Consider the following 18,080-nt stretch of genomic DNA (forward strand, 5'->3'; position numbering starts at 1 on the left):
CGTGTGCGGGATGCTCGCTACGGGCGTCAGGTGTTGAGGCCTCGGCGACTCAGGAGGGGGGCGATCTCCGCATCCCTGCCGCGGAAGTCCCGGTACGCCTCGAGCGGATCCTTCGACCCTCCGACGCCGAGGAGCCGGTCACGGAATCGGTCCCCGTTCGCCCGAGTGAGACCGCCGTTCTCATGGAACCACGCAACGGTGTCGGCATCCAGTACTTCGCTCCAGATGTACGAGTAGTAACCCGCGCTGTAGCCACCGGAGAAGATGTGGGCGAAATACGTGGATGAGTACCGCGTCGGGACTGCGGGGTTATTGAGCCCGATCTCGGCGAGGGCGGATGCTTCGAACGCTGCGACATCACGGTCGCTCGCTGCGTCGGCCGCCGAGAGCGAGTGCCACGCCTGATCGAGCCAGGATGCCGCGAGGGACTCGCTCGTTGCGAACCCCTGGTTGAAGCTCTCAGAGGCGTTCAGTCGCTCCACGACCTGGGCCGGGAGCGGCTCGTCGGTGTCAATGTGGCGCGCATAGGCTGCCAGGATCTCGGGCCAGAAGATCCACATCTCGTTGACTTGGCTCGGGAACTCGACGAAGTCGCGGAACACGTTGGTGCCGGCGAAGTGCGGGTACGTGACTGTCGCAAACAGTCCGTGCAGCGCGTGTCCGAATTCGTGGAAGAAGGTCGTCACTTCATCGAGGGTCAGCAGGGTCGGAGTTCCGGTCTCAGGCTTCACGACGTTGAGATTGTTCACCACGACCGGCGCCGTGCCGCGCAGGCGTGATTGGGACACGATGGAGTTCATCCACGCCCCGCCGCGCTTCGAATCCCGGGTGTAGAGGTCGAGCAGGTAGAGCCCGAGCGCCGACCCATCGGCGTTGAACACCTCGAACACCCGCACATCGGGGTGGTACCCGGGAAGATCGGGGCGTTCGGTGAAGGTGATGCCGTAGAGCTCCGTAGCCGCGCGAAAGACGCCGTCATGGAGCACGCGCTCAGCCTCGAACCAGGGGCGGAGCGCCGCGGCGTCGATATCGTACTCGGCTGCGCGGACCTTCTCGGTGAAGTATGCCCAGTCGTGCGCTTCGATCGTGAACGGCTCGGGTTCGGCATCCGCCATCGCTTGAAGGGCAGCCTGCTCGGTGCGCGCGTTCCGGGCAGCGGGTGCGGCAAGACGGAAGAGTAGGTCACGCACAGCTTCCGGGTTTGCCGCTGTCTCATCCGACGTGACGTAGTCCGCGTGCGAGCGGTAGCCCAGAAGCTCGGCGCGCTCGGCTCGCAGCTGCACGGTCTCGCGAAGAACAGGGCGGTTGTCGTTTCCGTTGTCACGTGTGCCCCGAGCCCGGGATGCCGCCATGATGCGCGCCCGCGAGTCGCGGTTGCGGAGCGATCCCAGATACGGGTGTCCGGTGAAGAGGGTGAGAGAGACGAGCCAGGCGCCCGCGATGCCGCGGTCGGCAGCGGCGCGGGCAGCGGCAGAGATCTCGCCGTCGGCGAGTCCATCGAGCTCGGTGACGTCGTCGAACACGACGGCGAGATCATTTGTGTCGTTGAGCAGATTCTTCTCGAACGTTGTGGTGAGTGTTGAGAGGCGACCGTTGATTTCCGTGAGGCGCGCCTTCTGGGCTTCGTCGAGGCCTGCGCCTGCGTGGGTCATCTCGCGGTAGTGGCGCTCGACAAGGTAGCGATCCTCGGGCGCGAGCCCGAGATCATCCAGCTGGGAATGCACGCTCGCGATGCGTCGATAGAGCTCAGCGTTCAACTGCACGGCATCCGTGTGCGCTGCCATCAAGGGGGCCAGCGCTTCTTCGATCTCTTGGATCTCTGGCGTCGCGTCAGCGGACGACACCGTGTAGAAGGCAGATGCCACATCGTGGAGCAGCTCGCCGCTGCGCTCGAGGGGCACCAGCGTGTTCTCGAAAGTCGGGGCGGCGGCGACATTGACGATCGCGTCGATCTCACGTCGATGCGCGGCGAACGCCTCGGTGAACGCCGGCAGGTAGTGCTCTGGTCGGATTGCCCGGTAGTCCGGGAGTCGGTAGGGGAGCGAGCTTGCGGCAAGAAGAGGGTTCGACATGTCGACGTCGGTCATGGACCCAACCTATCTCCTCGGATCCGTACCGCAAACCAACCTTTGCAAACGAATACTTGCAAAGAAAGCTTTGCGGTCTTATCGTGGAGGTGTGAACAGATCGCCAGACGACGCGGGTGATGTGCCCCCGCGCATCGGTGAGGCGCGTGAGCTGGATGTCGGCGCGCTGCGCGCGCTTGCGCATCCGCTTCGTGTCGAGATCTACGACATCCTCAGTCAGTTCGGGCCGCAGACGGCGAGCTCGCTGGCGGAGCAGCTGGGGGAGTCGTCCGGGGCGACGAGCTATCACCTGCGTGCGCTCGCCAAACACGACCTCATTCGCGAGGTTCCCGATCGAGGCACGGGACGCGAGCGCTGGTGGGAACGACCCAAGGGCGCGGTGTCGATGACCAGCCCTACGTCCGTCAGAAGTCCTGCGGGCCGCGCCGCGAGCCAGGTTGTGATCAGCGAGTTCTATCGACGCCGTAACAGGCAGCTCGAGGAGTTCATAGCGCGCCAGATTCGCAAGGATCCCGACGAGTGGACGGCGATGCTCAGCACCGCCACCGTTCGACTGACGGATGCGCAATTCGAGGAGCTCGGGCATGAACTCGAGGCCGTCATCGACTCGTATGTCGCGCGCTACCGCGAACAGCAAGGCGAGGGAGTGCGGCCGTTCACCATCCGAACCGACGTGTTCCCCCTGACAGACCCGGAGCAATCATGACCACCATCAGCACTGTGGCGGCGGCCCACTGCGACCAGGTGCAACCGAGCGCGATCGAGCGGGCGGCGCTGGTCGTTCTGCGAGCACTGGAACGAAACATCGAAGTGCGGGTTCGACGGCGGGCATCGACCCGTCCGATCCGGCACGCTGCACAAAGCGCGTACGCCGAGGGGCGTGCGGATGCCTGCGCCGGCGCCCATGTCGGCATCCTGCCGCGATGACTGTCGCCTCGAGCCCCGTCCGGCGTCAGCTTCCGCTCGGCCGGGACTTCGGGAAGCTCTGGACCGCTGCGGCATTCAGTAACCTCGCTGACGGGGTGGGGCGCACGGCTGTCCCGCTCATCGCAACGACCCTGACGCGGGACCCGGTCGCCATTGCCGCGGTGGGAGCGCTGGCCTTCGTTCCCTGGCTGTTCTTCGGGCTTCCCGCTGGCATGATCGTCGACCGGTTCGATCGACGCCGGGTCATGGCCTCGGCCAACGTGCTGCGCGGCGCCGTTGCGGTGGCCCTTGCCGCTCTGACCGCGGCCGGTCATCTTGAGCTGTGGCATCTGCTCGTCGCGACTGTGGTTTTCGGCATCGGTGAAACCCTGTTCGACAACGCGACCAATGCCGTGATCCCCTCGCTGGTCGGTAGGCCGGGGCTGGACCGTGCGAACAGCCGCATTCAGGCTGCACAGATCACGATCGACAGTTTCGTTGCCCAGCCCATTGCGGGTGTGCTGTTCGCGATCTCGCTCGTGCTCCCGCTCTGGGTTGGCTCGATCGGGTATCTGGTCCCGATCGCCCTAGCGCTCATGCTGCCGGTTTCCGCTGCCTACGCCTTACGCGGTTCCAGGTCCGCGGAAGCAGAATTTGCGACGGACGAGGTGGCGGCGCCTGGGGAGCGACTTCCCGCATCTGACCCGCAGCGCGTCTCGACCAAGGATGCGGCGCTGTACCTCTGGCGCCACCGCTATCTGCGCGCGCTCGTGGTGTTCACCTCGATCCTTGGCGGCGCATTCGCCTTCGCACAGGCGCCGACGATTCTCTACTTCCTCGAGACACAGGGTGTGGCGCCAGCCGCAATCGGCTTCGTCACCGCAGGAATCGGCGCCGGCGCGCTGCTGGGCTCCCTGGTCGCCCCCGCACTTGTGCGCCGCTTCGGCCGGGGCGCTGTCATGCTGGTCGCGAATCTCGGCGCAGGGGTGTGCCTGGCGCTCGTGGGAATCGCCCCCGAGGTGGTCAGCGCGATCGTGGCCTACGCAGGAATGGCCTTCGCGGTCTCGCTGTGGAACGTCCCCTGGGGGGCGCTGCGGCAGATGATCATTCCGGGCGACATCTTCGGTCGGGTGCTCGGTATCATCCGGAGTCTGACCTGGGGACTGTTCCCGATCGCCACGATGCTCGGCGGTCTGGTCGCGCGCGTGGACCTTCGCCTCCCCTATGTGATCGCTGCAGTCGTGACGATCATCGCTGCCCTCGCCGCCGCGCGACTTCTTCTGGCAGCGAGCCGGGTGTCAGCGAACGAGGAGTGACCTCCGCTCAGGCGAACTCGTCGTCGGGATCATGGTGCACGACCGCCTCGCCGTCGGCGCCAAGCGTCACGATCACGCCGGTGTCGAGTTCAGCGATCGGTCGCCCCTCGAGCCACGTGAGTGTCCAACGCGGTGTCGGTTCCTGAGCGAGCTGCCCGGCAGAGATCAGCTCCTCGACAGCGGTGATCTGTGCGCGCAGGACCTCGGGTACGGCCTGCGGAGGTTCCGTGCCCAGGGCCCACCGGGTTCCGAGTTGCATCTCACGCCTCCCCGAGTTCGATGGATGCGACGGTCGTGCTCTCGGCATCCGTGTAGGTGATCGAGGCGATGCGCCCCACGGCCTTCAGGTCGCCCTCTGCCAGCTTGAGTCGCTCCACCGTCGCAGCCGGTGCGCCGAGCGTGATCGACGTGACCGGCGTCTTCTGGGAGGCCTTCGCCTCGGTCTTCGCGCGACGGATGCCGATGAGTGCCGCACCGACAGCGGTCAGCACGGCGGGGTCGCCGTCGATGCCGAGCGGCTCGGGCCATGCTGCCGTGTGAATCGAACCCTCCTCGAACCACGACCAGGCTTCTTCCGTTGCGAAGGAAACGATGGGCGCGAGCAGGCGCAGCTGCGTCGAGAGTGCGATACGCAGGGCAAGGGCGGCGGATGCCTGACCGACATCGGTCTGGTCGTAGGCTCGCTCCTTGACGAGCTCGAGGTAGTCGTCGCAGAAGGTCCAGAAGAAGGACTCGGTCAGCTCAAGCGCGCGGGCGTGATCGTAGGCATCCAGCGCTGCCGTTGCATCGCGCACGACGCCATCGAGCGTCGCGAGCATCGAGGCATCCAGCGCATGAGTGATCTGCGCGCCGTCCGGGACGGGGAACGAGAGGACGAACTTCGCGGCGTTCAGGATCTTGATCGCGAGGCGCCGACCGATCTTGATTTGCGTCGGGTTCTGCGGATCGAACGCGGCATCCGTGCCCAGGCGGCTGGATGCAGCCCAGTAGCGCACGGCGTCCGATCCGTGCTGCTCCAGGATGTCGGCGGGCGTCACCACGTTGCCCTTCGACTTGGACATCTTCTTGCGGTCGGGGTCCACGATGAACCCCGAGATCGCGGCGTCACTCCACGGCGCGCGGCCGTCTTCGAGCGCGCTACGCAGCATCGTCGAGAACAGCCAGGTGCGGATGATGTCTTGACCCTGCGGGCGCAGGTCGAACGGGGCGACGAGATCCCACAGCTCGGGGTCGCGCTCCCAACCGCCAGCCAGCTGCGGCGTGAGCGACGAGGTGGCCCAGGTGTCGAAGATGTCGCGCTCGCCCTCGAAACCGCCGGGCACGCCGCGCTGATCCTCTGTGTAGCCCGGCGGAACATCGCTCGTGGGGTCGACGGGAAGCTGATCGTGCTCCGGGAGCAGAACGCGCTCGTAGTCGCGCTCACCGTTCTCGTCGAGGCCATACCAGACCGGGATTGGCACCCCGAAGAAGCGCTGGCGCGAGACGAGCCAGTCTCCGGTGAGGCCGCCGACCCAGTTCTCGTAGCGCACGCGCATGAAGTCCGGATGCCACGCCAGCTCCTTGCCGAGGGCGATGAGCTTCTCGCGCAGCGCCTCGTCGCGGGCGCCGTTGCGGATGTACCACTGGCGCGTCGAGACGATCTCGAGGGGGCGGTCGCCCTTCTCGAAGAACTTGACGGGGTGGGTGAAGGGCTTCGGGTCGCCGATGAGCTCTCCCGACTCCTGCAGGAGCTCGACGACGCGTTTCTTGGCGCTGAAGACTGTCTTGCCTGCAAGCTCCGCGTAGGCGGCACGCGCGGCATCCGTTGTGATGACCTCGGGAGCATCGGCGATGATGCGGCCATCCATGCCGATGATCGTGCGGTTGGGGAGATCGAGTTCGCGCCACCAGATGATGTCGGTGACATCGCCGAAGGTACAGATCATCGCGATGCCCGAGCCCTTGTCTGGCTGCGCGAGCGGATGCGGGAGCACCGGCACTTCTACGTCGAACAGCGGCGTCCGCACGGTCGTGCCGAATGCGGGCTGGTAACGCTCGTCGTCGGGGTGTGCCACCAGCGCGACACACGCGGCGAGGAGTTCGGGACGCGTGGTCTCGATGTGGATGTCTCCGCTGCCGTCGCTCTTGTGGAAGGCGAGTCGGTGGTAGGCGGCAGGCTGCTCGCGGTCTTCGAGTTCTGCCTGCGCGATCGCCGAGCGGAAGTCGATGTCCCACAGCGTCGGCGCGAGCGACTGGTACGCCTCGCCACGCTCGAGGTTGCGCAGGAACGCGAGCTGGCTCGTGCGCATCGTCTCGTCCGAGATCGTGCGGTAGGTCTGGGTCCAGTCGACCGAGAGTCCCAGCATCCGCCACAGGTCTTCGAAGTGCTTTTCGTCTTCGACAGTGAGCTTCTCGCACAGCTCGATGAAGTTGCGGCGGCTGATCGGCACCTGGTCGGCGGCCTTGCTGCTCTTGTTGTCGCCGCCCTCGTAGGGGGGAGTGAAGTCGGCGTCATAGGGGAGTGAAGGATCGCAGCGCACACCGTAGTAGTTCTGCACGCGGCGCTCGGTGGGCAGGCCGTTGTCGTCCCAGCCCATCGGGTAGAAGACGGTCTTGCCCCGCATCCGTTCGAAGCGCACCTTCACGTCGGTGTGGGTGTAGCTGAACACGTGGCCGATGTGGAGCGACCCGGATGCCGTCGGCGGGGGAGTATCGACGGAGTAGACCCCGGCCCGGCCAACTTCTGCAGCGCGAGCCCGGTCGAAGCCGTACGTGCCGGCATCCGTCCAGGCGGCATCCCACTTCTGTTCGAGACCCTCGAGGGCGGGCTTGTCGGGAACTGCGGCCATGGGGTCTCCTTGGGCGATATGTGCGGCACTGTGTGAGCGTGCCTGAGTGTGGGATACGCCTCGATTCTACCGGGGCGAACACTGTCGAGCCGGTGAGCGCCCCCCGACCGCGCGACAATTCGTTCCGGCGCCGAGAATCTGCTGGGGCGCCGCGCTCGGGGCGCCGGATCGGATTCTCGTGACTGTTGGGGTCCCGGATAAGCAGCGGGATCAGGGCAACGGATGCCGAGAGTGCCAGTCCTCGCGGGTGATGGCGAATGCCAGATGCGGCATGTCGATGTCGCGGTAGCGGATGGTGAAGCGCTCGCGCACCGTCATCCCGAGTCGAATGGCGACGTTCATCGACGCGATATTTATATCGCGCACCCTCGCGTAGATCTCGGGGACGTCGAGATGGGCGAAGCCCCAGTCGAGGCACGCGGATGCCGCCTCGGTCGCGTATCCGTGGCCCCAACGCTCCCGAAGCAGGTGGTAGCCGACCTCAATGACCTGAGCTTCACCCACGGCCTGGATCGTGAGGCCGCAGTCTCCGATCAGCTCGCCGGTGCGAGCATCCACCATGGCCCAGAGTCCGATGCCGTCGCGTTCGTAGCGCGCGAGCTGCCGCGCGATCCAGTCCACGGTCTCGTCTGGCGAGAAGCCGTGCTCGTAGGCGGCCATCGCGATCTCGTCACCGAGGACGCGGTGCAGAGCGGGCTTGTCCTCGAGAGTGAGTGGCCGCAGCCGCAGCCGTGGGGTGTGCAGCCCGGCGAAGGCATCCGTCGCCTTCTTCATTCGAGCACCCGGATGCCGAGAGCTGCAGCGAAGGATGCTGCGTGGTGTTCGATCTGGCGGGGCGAGAGCGTCGCACCGCTGAGCCCAGCAGGGTCTGTGAACGAGAGCGCCTCGAGACCACGGAGATCGAGGTTCTTGCTGCGCAGGCTTCGAGAGTCGACCTCGTCGGCGTGACATCCGGAGACCTGCACGCGATCGAGGGATGCCTCGGGGAGGTCGAGCGAGCCGAAGCGGCAGTCCACGAACCGAACGTCGCTCAGCGTCGCGAGAGCGAGGTTCGCGTAGTCGATGCGTAAGCCGCGGAACTCGACGCTGTCGAGCTCGGCCCCGCTGAGTTCGAGAGTTGCGAGCCGGCCACCGTCTATCGTCACGGTTCGCCAGGCGCTGCCCGGCGCGATCAGCCGCGTCGCACGGATGCCGCTGATCAGCACATCGCGCAGGGATGCGCCCGTCAGGGTGAAGGCATCGAGGTCGGCATCCGGGATGGCGCACTCGGCGATTCGGCCGAAGGATGCGTCGACGTCGCCGTGAAGCGGGGCCAGCCTCGCGCCGATGACCTCGTCGTGACCTGTCAGCGTCTCTGCGGGCTCGAGGACCCGCGGTAGGTCGGGGCTGCTCACTCGAGGTGGCAGCGGTCCGGTGGATCGAGAACGAGGCACGCATCCACCCTAGGCGCCGCTAGAATTGAGCAATCAGCACCGATCCGGCCATCACCGGGGAGCTCTCGGAAGAACCGTCCCGCGAGGGGCCCAGTAGAACCGAGCGGGTCAGGCCCGTCATAGCCGCAGTGAGAGGGGCTCGACCGGACGCAGACCGGAAGAGCACGCAGGGTGGTACCGCGGTCCGCGAGGATCGTCCCGGCGCAACAGTCCGTGACCCTTGCGAGATGACATGAGCTACCCCCGCCCCTCCGCCTTCGGACCCGCTGCCGACGTTTCGCCGAGCCCGCGCTTTCCCGCGATTGAACGTGACGTGCTCGCGTTCTGGAAGCAGGATGACACCTTCCGCGCCTCGATCGCGCAGCGCGACGGTGCCGAGGAGTGGGTCTTCTACGACGGCCCGCCCTTCGCGAACGGTCTTCCGCACTACGGGCACCTCCTGACGGGATACGCCAAGGACCTCTTCCCTCGCTTCCAGACCATGCGCGGCAAGAAGGTCGACCGTGTCTTTGGGTGGGACACGCACGGCCTTCCCGCCGAACTCGAGGCGATGAAGCAACTTGGCATCACCGAGAAGGCCGAGATCGAGCAGATGGGCATCGCCGCGTTCAACGCGAAGGCTCGTGAGTCGGTGCTGACGTACACCCACGAGTGGGAGGACTACGTCACCCGCCAAGCGCGCTGGGTCGATTTCGAGCGCGGCTACAAGACTCTCGACACCGGATACATGGAGTCGGTGCTCTGGGCGTTCAAGAGCCTCTACGACAAGGGGCTCGCGTACGAGGGCTATCGGGTGCTGCCTTACTGCTGGCGCGACGAGACCCCGCTGTCGAGCCACGAGCTGCGCATGGACGACGACGTCTACAAGATGCGCCAGGACCCCTCCGTCACGGTCACCTTCCCGCTGGTCGGCGCCAAGGCCGAGGCGCTCGGGCTCACCGCCGTCCGGGCGCTCGCCTGGACGACGACCCCGTGGACCCTGCCGACGAACCTCGCCCTCGCGGTGGGGCCCGACATCCGGTACGTCGTGGTCCCCGGTGGTCCGAACGGAGCTGCCGATGTTCATCGCGCGCCCGGTGGGGAGGTGGATGACGCTGTCGAGGCGACCGCGCACGAGTACCTGCTCGCCGAAGACCTGCTCGCCGGTTACGCGAAGGACCTCGGGTACGAGAGCGTCGAGGATGCGCGCGCGGCGGTCTCGCGCAGCATCCTGGGGTCGGAACTCGCCGGCGTCTCGTACGACAGGCTCTTCGACTACTACGCGGATGCCGAGATCTGGGGCACCCAGAACGCGTGGCAGATCCTCGTCGACGACTACGTCACGACCAGCGACGGCACCGGCATCGTCCACCAGGCCCCGGCCTACGGTGAAGACGACCAGCGAGTTTCAGAAGCCGCCGGCATCCCGACGATCCTCTCGCTCGACGAGGGGGGCAAGTTCCTGCCACAGGTGACGGATGTCGCCGGACAGCTGTGGATGGACGCCAACCGTCCCTTGATCCGCCTACTGCGCGACGGCGGCCGGTTGCTGCGCGAGGCCAGCTACGAGCACTCGTACCCGCACTGCTGGCGCTGCCGGAACCCCCTGATCTACAAGGCAGTCTCGAGCTGGTTCGTGCGGGTGACCGAGATCAAGGATCGCCTGATCGAACTCAACGAGCAGATCACGTGGGCTCCCGAGAACGTCAAGCACGGGCAGTTCGGCAAGTGGCTCGAGGGTGCTCGCGACTGGTCGATCAGCCGCAACCGCTACTGGGGCTCACCGATCCCGATCTGGAAGAGCGACAACCCCGAGTACCCGCGCGTCGACGCCTACGGATCGCTCGAAGAGCTCGAGCGCGATTTCGGCACGCTACCGCGCAACGAGGCAGGTGAGGTCGACCTGCACCGGCCCTACATCGATGACCTCACGAGGCCGAACCCCGATGACCCCACCGGCGCATCGACGATGCGGCGGATCGAGGACGTCTTCGATGTCTGGTTCGACTCGGGCTCGATGCCCTACGCGCAGGTGCACTACCCGTTTGAGAATCACGAGTGGTTCGACGAGCACGCGCCCGCCGACTTCATCGTCGAGTACATCGGGCAGACCCGTGGCTGGTTTTACGTGATGCACGTGCTCTCGGGTGCCCTCTTCGACCGTCCGGCCTTTACGGGAGTCTCGTGCCACGGCATCGTGCTGGGATCCGATGGCCAGAAGATGTCGAAGTCGCTGCGCAACTATCCCGACGTGTCGGAAGTGTTCGACCGCGACGGATCCGACGCGATGCGGTGGTTCCTCATGTCGAGCTCTGTGCTGCGCGGCGGCAACCTCGTGGTCACCGAAGAAGGGATCCGTGCCGGGGTTCGTGAGTTCCTCTTGCCGCTGTGGAACGCGTGGTACTTCTTCGCCACCTACGCCAACGCGGCCTCCGGGCCCGACGGCGCCGGGTACGAGGCATCCTGGCGCACCGACTCGACCGATGTGCTCGACCGATACATCCTGGCTCTGCTGGGCGACCTGGTCACCGGCGTCGCGGCTGACCTTGAGGTGCTCGACTCCACGAGCGCGGCTGAGAAGCTCCGCGACTTCGCCGAGGCCCTCACGAACTGGTACATCCGCCGCTCTCGCGACCGGTTCTGGGAGGGCGTCACCGACGACCCGCGAACCCGCGAGGCGTTCGACACGCTCTACACCGTGCTCGAGACGCTCACTCGCGTCGCAGCGCCGCTGATCCCGCTTGTCGCCGAGCGTGTCTGGCAGGGGCTCACGGGCGGTCGCAGCGTGCATCTGCAGGACTGGCCGGATGCGGCATCCTTCGCGCCCGCGACCGACATCCGCACGGCTATGGATGCCGTCCGCGAAGTCTCCAGCGTCGCCAATGCGCTGCGCAAGAAGGAGGGCAAGCGCGTGCGCCTGCCACTCTCGCGCTTGACGGTGGCGGTCACTGATGCCGCATCCCTCGGCCAGTTCGAGGGAATCCTGCGCGATGAACTCAACGTCAAGAGCGTTGACCTCGTCGAACTCACCGATGGTCTTGCCGAGTCCTACGGCATCAGCCAGAGACTCGCCGTCAACGCGCGCGCGGCCGGTCCGCGCCTGGGCAAGCAGGTGCAGCACGTCATCGCCGGGGCAAAAGCAGGCCTCTGGAACGAAGAGGATGGCGTGATCGTCGTCGATGGCATCGCCCTCGAGCCCGGCGAATACGACCTCACGCTCGAAGCTGGGGGAGTTGCCGAAGGCACGGCGATCGCGCTGCTGGGCGCAGGCGGGTTCGTCCTACTCGACACGACCACGACGCCTGAACTGGAGGCCGAAGGGCTGGCGCGCGACGTCATCCGTGCCGTGCAGGACACACGCAAGGCCGCCGGGTTCGACGTGAGCGACCGCATCCGTCTCGAGGTGGAGTTCGAATCTGAAAGCGATGCCACCGCGGTGGTCGCTGGTTTCGATGCTGCTGACGTCGCGGGGGAGACGCTTGCTGTGGCCTACGCCATCTATGGACCCGGCGAGCAGACCTTGCTCAAGAGCTGGTCGCCCGTGGGTGAGATCGAGCACACGGAGCGCGTCTCAGCGGGTACCTATGCGAACGCCGGTGGATTCCGCGTGATCGTTGGCAGGGCTGGAGGAGCCGCATGAACGAGCGAGAGCGCGCAGACGCCGTCTACGAGATCCTGCTGAGTCGACAGGGCGAGCAGTGGGTGCAGCCGCGGATCGAGCGGACGCAGAAGCTGCTGGACTATCTCGACAACCCGCAGCGCACGTACCGGGTCGTGCACGTAACCGGCACGAACGGCAAGACTTCGACGAGCCGCATCATCGAGAGCCTTATCCGCGCTCACGGCCTTCGCACGGGCCTGTTCACCAGCCCGCATCTGGAGCGCTTCACTGAGCGCATCCTCATCGACGGCGAGCCGGTGAGCGATGAGGCCCTCGTTGCAGCCTGGGACGAGATCGCCCCGTTCATCGACCTCGTGGATGCCGAACTCACGGCATCCGGTGATGCGGAACTGACCTTCTTCGAGCTGCTGACGGTGCTGGCCTTCGTCGTGTGCGCCGACGCGCCCGTCGATGTGCTGGTTCTCGAGGTCGGCATGGGCGGGCTGTGGGACTCGACCAATACCGCCGATGGCGATGTCGCCGTGTTCGCCCCGATTGATCTCGACCACGCCGCGCGGCTCGGCGACACGATCGAGCAGATCGCCACCGTGAAGGCAGGCATCATCAAGGACGGCGCGGCTGTCGTGTCAGCGCGGCAAGCGCCATCGGCTGAGGCGGTGCTGCGCGGACAGGCCGGAAGACGAGACGCGACGTTCGCAATCGAGGGCGACCAGTTCGCGCTGCAGCAGTCTGCTCTGGCCGTCGGCGGCCAGCTGATTTCGGTCCGCGGGCTGGCCGCCGAGTACGCCGATCTTTACCTGCCGCTGTATGGCTCGCACCAGGGCTTCAATGCTGCGCTGGCGATCGCTGCCGTTGAGGCGCTCATCGGGGGCGGTCGGCAGCCGATCGCCGCCGACGTGCTGGTGGAAGGTCTGTCCAGCGTCACGTCACCGGGAAGACTCCAGCTCATCGGCACGGAGCCGACGGTGCTCGTCGATGCTGCACACAATCCGCACGGAGCGCGAGCTCTCGCCCAGGCCCTCGGCGAATCGTTCGACTTCGACGAGTGGGCACTGGTGATCGGCGTCCTCTCCGATAAGGATGCCGACGGCATCGTGTTGGCGTTGAGTGAGGTCGCGACGGCGTTCTTCGTCACGGCACCCGATTCTGATCGAGCAACGGATGCCGACGTACTGGCCGACCTGCTCGAGGCGCGGGAACTTCCCGTCGCCGTCTTTCCTGAGCTCGAGTCAGCTGCCGAAGCCGCGAGGACGTGGGCGAGCTCGGCGCCGCGCCGCGCTGTCATCGTCACCGGGTCGGTAGTGCTCGCAGGTGAAGCGATCACGCTCTCGGCGGACAACGAGTGGAAAGCGGGGTCCGGCGCGTGAGCGCGGACGGGCCCGCGGCGTCTCCGCGTCCACGCCGTGCTCGCGGTGCCCGAGAATCCCTCGGATCGGTCGTTCTCGGCTTCGAGTCGATCATCGTGTTTCTCGGCGGCCTCGTCGTGTACGGCCTTCGCGTGCTGCCTGACGGGATCGAGCCGTGGTGGGGCATCATCGGGGGTTCGGTCCTGGCGCTGTTGATGGTCATCACCGCCGGACTGCTGCGTCACTCGTGGGCGATCGCTGTGGGCTGGGCTTTACAGGTCGTCGTACTTCTGGGCGGCTTCCTCGTGCCCGCACTCGTCATCGTCGCGATCATTTTCGGTGGCATGTGGGCGTATGCGACGATCAAGGGGGCATCCCTCGATGCTCGCAACGCCCGACGCGCGGCACCCCCCGAACCCTCGAACGGAGAATAACGATGTCGACCGAAGAGACCCTCGTTCTGGTGAAGCCCGACGGTGTCGCGAGGGGCCTGACCGGCTCGATCCTCGCGCGCATCGAGGCGAAGGGATACGCCCTCGTCGACATCCGCCTGGTAGAACCCGACCGCGACCGACTCGAGAAGCACTACGCCGAGCACGCCGGCAAGGCCTTCTACGAGCCGCTTCTCGAGTTCATGATGTCCGGTCCATCGGTCGCCATCCGTCTTGCCGGCAATCGGGTCATCGAAGGTTTCCGTTCCCTGGCCGGCACGACCGACCCCACGACGGCAGCGCCGGGAACGATTCGCGGCGACTTCGGCCGCGACTGGGGGCTCGCCGTCCAGCAGAACCTCGTCCACGGCTCAGACAGCCCCGAGTCGGCCGCCCGTGAGCTCGGGATCTGGTTCGGCTGAGAACTCTGCAGTGCCTCGGTGTGGCCAGCGTGGTGGTGCTCGCTACCGTACGACGGTGAACTCCACCTCGGCCGCTGCGCACGACGCGCCCTCGGGGCAGGTCGCGATGTCCCAGTAGTTCGAGATCGACGCTACGGCTTGTCCCGGGCGGATCGTCGGCGGCACAGTGATCGACACCGAAAACGACCCGTCGGGGTTTGGCGTGACCCGCGCTTGCGCGAGGGGAATCGTCTCGCCGGCGGGATGGATTCGAACGGTCAACTCCGCGCCGCCCGGCAGCGGGCAGGCATTCGTCGTCGATACGGCCACGATTCTGCCTGGACGCGGGTTGTCGGGATCAACGGCCAGCGTCGGCACGCAGACTCGTGACGGTTCTGCCAGACATGCTGTGAGTGGAGCGCCCGCGATCACCAGAAGGGCCGCCATCGCGGCGATGCGGATGCACCGATTCATGGCGCAACGCTAGACGTGTGAGCCTCAACCCGTCCAGGGAGTGCAGCGAGGCTTACAGGCCGAAGATGTTGGTGAGCGCGCGCGTCGGCGCCAGCTGCGCGATGATGACGATGATGCCGTAACTGACGATGGTTGCCAGCGGCACCCACCGCATGAGACCTTGCGAGAACCGGAGCAGGCCGGGCGATGCCCCGAAGGCACCCGAGCGCATGGCATGAACGGTGACCGCGTAGAACGTGGGAATGGTCACGCTCCAGGTCACCATGCACCACGGGCACAGGGTTCCGAGTACGAACAGGCTCTGGCTGATGAGCCAGATCACGAACCCGAACGCGAAGAGCATCCCCGCCCAGAACAGCAGCCAGAACCACCGAGCAAAGCGTGCGCCGGCGAGCAACGCCACACCGACGACGATCGGTGCGACCCAGCCTGTAAGACCCAGGATGGGGTTCGGGAAGCCGAAGACGCTGCCCTGCCAGGACTGCAGGTTCGCCGTGCACTGCACCAGGATGCTGAAATCACATGAGGCTGTCGCGTTCGGGTCTGCGAGCAGGTGGAACCGTTCGACGGTGAGACTGAAGGCGGCGTACCACCCGATGATGCCGGCGAGGATGAGCCAGATGGCGAGGCCGACAGGGCGACGAGTGGATGCTTCGGGCATGCGTCGATTCTGGCATCCGTCTTCATAGGAGTCGCCTGAAAGCGTGGGTCTTCGAACCAATGGAGTGTTTGTGCTCCGATAGTGCGATAATTGCCGGGACGAGTCCGCGGCCGCGCCGCGGGACATGTCGTCACAGACTTCCGGGCAATGGCTGCCCGTCGCAGCGTGAGCTTCGAGCCTGCTGCACACCGAGTTGATGAGCGACCTGCCGGTCGCAGAGATGTCGTCGGGCGACGCGCGGGGTCGCTCGACAAGGAGTACGCCGACATGGGCGATGAGAACGATGTACAGAACACAACTGAAGCCGACACGGAAGGCGTGCGGGACGACCTGAGCGAAGCCCTCGTCACCGCCGAGACCGTAGAGCAGACCGCCGCGGAAGACGCGTTGACCGACTCAGCACCTGCAGAGGACGCTCCGGTCGTCGCTCCTGAGGCGGACACGCCGGAGAGTGTGATCGATGAGGGTGTTGCGGAGCAACCCGCGTCCGTCGAGCCGGAGAGCAACGACGAGGCTGAGGCGACCGAGGAGCCGACGGGTCCGCCCACCGCTGTGAGCCTCGGGCTGCTGCCCGAGAACTTCGTGTCTGCGGTTTCGACTGCGCTGATGTTCTATGCGCCCGAGGTCGCGCCTCTTCCCCCACTTCCGGAGGACGAACCTGACGACTCCGAGCCCTCCGGGTCATCGCGGCGCCGCAACCGTCGTCGTGGTGGGGGAGAGCTTCGCGAGGACAACCGGTCGAACGGGTCGCGCCAGCGTCCTGCCGAGGTGATCACCGAACCCCAGCGGATCAAGGGTTCGACCCGGCTTGAAGCGAAGAAGCAGCGTCGTCGCGATGGCCGCGAAGCGGGCCGTCGCCGCACCGTCGTGACCGAGGCCGAATTCCTCGCTCGGCGTGAAGCCGTGGACCGCGTGATGGTGGTGCGCTCGAAGAACGGGCGGGTCCAGATCGGGGTGCTCGAAGACAACGTGCTCGTGGAGCACTATGTCGCGCGCAGCCAGGATGCCTCCCTGATCGGCAACGTCTACCTCGGCCGCGTGCAGAACGTGCTTCCGAGCATGGAAGCCGCCTTCGTCGACATCGGTCGGGGCCGCAACGCCGTTCTCTACTCCGGCGAGGTGGACTGGGATTCTGTCGAGACCGGCAACCAGCCGCGTCGCATCGAGCTTGCGCTGAAGTCCGGTGACAAGGTTCTCGTTCAGGTGACCAAGGATCCGGTCGGACACAAGGGAGCCCGTCTCACGAGTCAGATCTCCCTGCCCGGCCGCTACCTCGTCTACGTGCCCGGCGGCGCGATGAACGGTATCTCACGCAAACTCCCCGACACCGAGCGTGCGCGACTCAAGAAGATCCTCAAGGAAGTCCTGCCCGAGTCATCCGGCGTCATCGTGCGCACCGCGGCCGAGGGTGCAACCGAAGACCAGCTGACGCGCGATGTTCAGCGTCTGACCGCGCAGTGGGAACACATCAACCGTCAGGTCGAGACCACCGGTGCTCCGGCGCTGCTGCACTCCGAGCCAGACCTGCTGGTGAAGATCGTCCGCGACGTCTTCAACGAAGACTTCTCGCGGATGCTCATCCAGGGTGAGGATGCGCTGCACACCATCTCGCGTTACCTCGAGGGTGTCGCGCCCGACCTGCTCGAGCGCGTCTCGGAGTACGAGGGTGACGCTGATCCGTTCGACGAGTTCCGGATCACAGAGCAGATCGAGAAAGCGCTGGACCGAAAGGTGTGGCTCCCCTCGGGCGGTTCGCTCGTAATCGACCGCACCGAGGCGATGACCGTTATCGACGTCAATACCGGCAAGTTCGTCGGCTCCGGCGGCAACCTCGAAGAGACGGTGACCAAGAACAACCTCGAGGCCGCTGAGGAGATCGTTCGTCAGCTCAGACTGCGCGACATCGGTGGAATCATCGTTGTCGACTTCATTGACATGGTGCTCGAATCGAACCGTGACCTCGTGCTGCGTCGTCTCGTGGAGTGCCTAAGCCGAGATCGGACGAAGCACCAGGTCGCCGAGGTCACGTCCCTCGGCCTCGTCCAGATGACCCGAAAGAAGCTCGGCCTCGGCCTGCTCGAGACCTTCAGCGAGCCCTGTGAGGTTTGCGCCGGCCGCGGGGTCATCGTGCACCACGATCCCGTCGTGAAGCACCGCGCCCCGGCTTCCAGCAACGGTTCGCCGCGTCGGAGCCGAGGTGCCGCCTCCGGTAACGGCGCCTCCTCGTCGTCGCCTTCTCAGGCGGGCAACGGCACGCATGTGATCACCGAGGGTGTGAAGTCAGCCCTCGCGCAGATCGCGGCATCCACGATTCACGCCCCAGTCGACGCGGCGACCGTTGAAGAGGTCGTTGTGGCGGCGGTGCAGGAAGCGAGTGAGCCGGCACCCGAGAAGCCCAAGCGCCGCAAGAAGAAGGCAGAAACCGAGAAGCCCAAGTCCGAGAAGGAACTGCTCCTCGATTCGGTGCTCAACGCCCTTCCCGAGCCGAAGGCACCGGGCCAGGGACGGGGTCGGCGTCGCGTGACGACTGCCGCGCTGACGGGCACCCCCGTGTCTGCGACGCCGACGGCGTCAGACGACGAGTCCTGACGGTCGT

At 66.1% G+C, this 18,080-nt stretch carries 15 protein-coding genes; 8 read left to right on the forward strand and 7 right to left on the reverse strand.

What is annotated here, in order from left to right; genetic code table 11:
- Positions 1-26: 26 nt before the first annotated feature.
- Positions 27-2,087, reverse strand: coding sequence for a M3 family metallopeptidase (locus ACQVDU_RS03090; RefSeq protein ID WP_443476225.1), 2,061 nt, complete (start codon positions 2,085-2,087; stop codon positions 27-29).
- Between the two features lie 91 nt (positions 2,088-2,178).
- Here ACQVDU_RS03090 and ACQVDU_RS03095 point away from each other — a divergent pair, with 91 nt between their 5' ends.
- From ACQVDU_RS03095 to ACQVDU_RS03105, 3 genes are read left to right on the forward strand one after another with little or no spacing between them, the layout of a single operon-like run.
- Positions 2,179-2,793, forward strand: a complete 615-nt coding sequence (locus tag ACQVDU_RS03095; RefSeq protein WP_443476226.1) for an ArsR/SmtB family transcription factor — start codon at positions 2,179-2,181, stop codon at positions 2,791-2,793.
- Positions 2,790-3,014, forward strand: a complete 225-nt coding sequence (locus ACQVDU_RS03100; protein ID WP_443476227.1) for a hypothetical protein — start codon at positions 2,790-2,792, stop codon at positions 3,012-3,014. The genes ACQVDU_RS03095 and ACQVDU_RS03100 overlap by 4 nt, the downstream gene beginning before the upstream one ends.
- On the forward strand, positions 3,011-4,309 hold the full coding sequence (locus ACQVDU_RS03105) for an MFS transporter (RefSeq protein WP_443476228.1): 1,299 nt from the start codon (positions 3,011-3,013) through the stop codon (positions 4,307-4,309). Before ACQVDU_RS03100 ends, ACQVDU_RS03105 begins: the two co-directional genes overlap by 4 nt.
- Before the next feature lie 7 nt (positions 4,310-4,316).
- Here ACQVDU_RS03105 and ACQVDU_RS03110 read toward each other — a convergent pair whose 3' ends face one another.
- The 4 genes from ACQVDU_RS03110 to ACQVDU_RS03125 all read right to left on the reverse strand — a co-directional run bounded on the left by ACQVDU_RS03110 (position 4,317) and on the right by ACQVDU_RS03125 (position 8,531).
- A complete protein-coding gene (locus ACQVDU_RS03110; RefSeq protein ID WP_300594484.1) occupies positions 4,317-4,568 on the reverse strand; it encodes a hypothetical protein in 252 nt (83 codons plus the stop codon).
- 1 nt (position 4,569) lies between these two features.
- Positions 4,570-7,137, reverse strand: coding sequence for a valine--tRNA ligase (gene valS, locus ACQVDU_RS03115; RefSeq protein WP_443476229.1), 2,568 nt, complete (start codon positions 7,135-7,137; stop codon positions 4,570-4,572).
- Between the two features lie 210 nt (positions 7,138-7,347).
- Complete coding sequence (locus ACQVDU_RS03120) at positions 7,348-7,911, reverse strand: GNAT family N-acetyltransferase (protein WP_300594490.1); 564 nt, start codon at positions 7,909-7,911, stop codon at positions 7,348-7,350.
- A complete protein-coding gene (locus ACQVDU_RS03125; protein ID WP_300594493.1) occupies positions 7,908-8,531 on the reverse strand; it encodes a pentapeptide repeat-containing protein in 624 nt (207 codons plus the stop codon). Before ACQVDU_RS03125 ends, ACQVDU_RS03120 begins: the two co-directional genes overlap by 4 nt.
- Before the next feature lie 271 nt (positions 8,532-8,802).
- Between ACQVDU_RS03125 and ileS the strand changes: the two genes are divergently transcribed.
- Genes ileS through ndk form a run of 4 tightly spaced genes read left to right on the forward strand, consistent with a single transcriptional unit; the run spans position 8,803 to position 14,370 of the window.
- Positions 8,803-12,189 (forward strand): isoleucine--tRNA ligase, encoded by a 3,387-nt coding sequence (gene ileS / locus ACQVDU_RS03130; RefSeq protein WP_443476230.1) that lies wholly within the window; start codon positions 8,803-8,805, stop codon positions 12,187-12,189.
- Positions 12,186-13,538: a bifunctional folylpolyglutamate synthase/dihydrofolate synthase gene (locus tag ACQVDU_RS03135; protein WP_443476231.1), complete on the forward strand. Its 1,353-nt coding sequence runs from the start codon at positions 12,186-12,188 to the stop codon at positions 13,536-13,538. Before ileS ends, ACQVDU_RS03135 begins: the two co-directional genes overlap by 4 nt.
- Positions 13,535-13,951, forward strand: a complete 417-nt coding sequence (locus tag ACQVDU_RS03140; RefSeq protein WP_443476232.1) for a DUF4233 domain-containing protein — start codon at positions 13,535-13,537, stop codon at positions 13,949-13,951. Before ACQVDU_RS03135 ends, ACQVDU_RS03140 begins: the two co-directional genes overlap by 4 nt.
- A gap of 2 nt (positions 13,952-13,953) precedes the next feature.
- Positions 13,954-14,370: a nucleoside-diphosphate kinase gene (gene ndk, locus ACQVDU_RS03145; RefSeq protein WP_292709311.1), complete on the forward strand. Its 417-nt coding sequence runs from the start codon at positions 13,954-13,956 to the stop codon at positions 14,368-14,370.
- A 42-nt stretch (positions 14,371-14,412) separates the two neighbouring features.
- Here ndk and ACQVDU_RS03150 read toward each other — a convergent pair whose 3' ends face one another.
- Together ACQVDU_RS03150 and ACQVDU_RS03155 are read right to left on the reverse strand one after the other, a co-directional pair.
- Positions 14,413-14,823 carry a hypothetical protein gene (locus ACQVDU_RS03150; RefSeq protein ID WP_300591576.1) on the reverse strand — a complete coding sequence of 137 codons (411 nt, stop codon included), beginning with the start codon at positions 14,821-14,823 and terminating at the stop codon, positions 14,413-14,415.
- A gap of 52 nt (positions 14,824-14,875) precedes the next feature.
- Positions 14,876-15,484: a vitamin K epoxide reductase family protein gene (locus ACQVDU_RS03155; RefSeq protein WP_300591577.1), complete on the reverse strand. Its 609-nt coding sequence runs from the start codon at positions 15,482-15,484 to the stop codon at positions 14,876-14,878.
- Positions 15,485-15,751: 267 nt separating this feature from the next.
- On the opposite strand from ACQVDU_RS03155, the gene ACQVDU_RS03160 reads away from it, so the two are divergent.
- The gene (locus ACQVDU_RS03160) at positions 15,752-18,073 is read left to right on the forward strand and encodes an Rne/Rng family ribonuclease (protein ID WP_443476388.1); all 2,322 of its coding nucleotides are present in this window, start codon (positions 15,752-15,754) and stop codon (positions 18,071-18,073) included.
- Positions 18,074-18,080: the final 7 nt, after the last annotated feature.

This window comes from Microbacterium sp. F2 (genome assembly GCF_052274505.1).
In the GTDB taxonomy this organism is placed as follows: domain Bacteria; phylum Actinomycetota; class Actinomycetes; order Actinomycetales; family Microbacteriaceae; genus Microbacterium.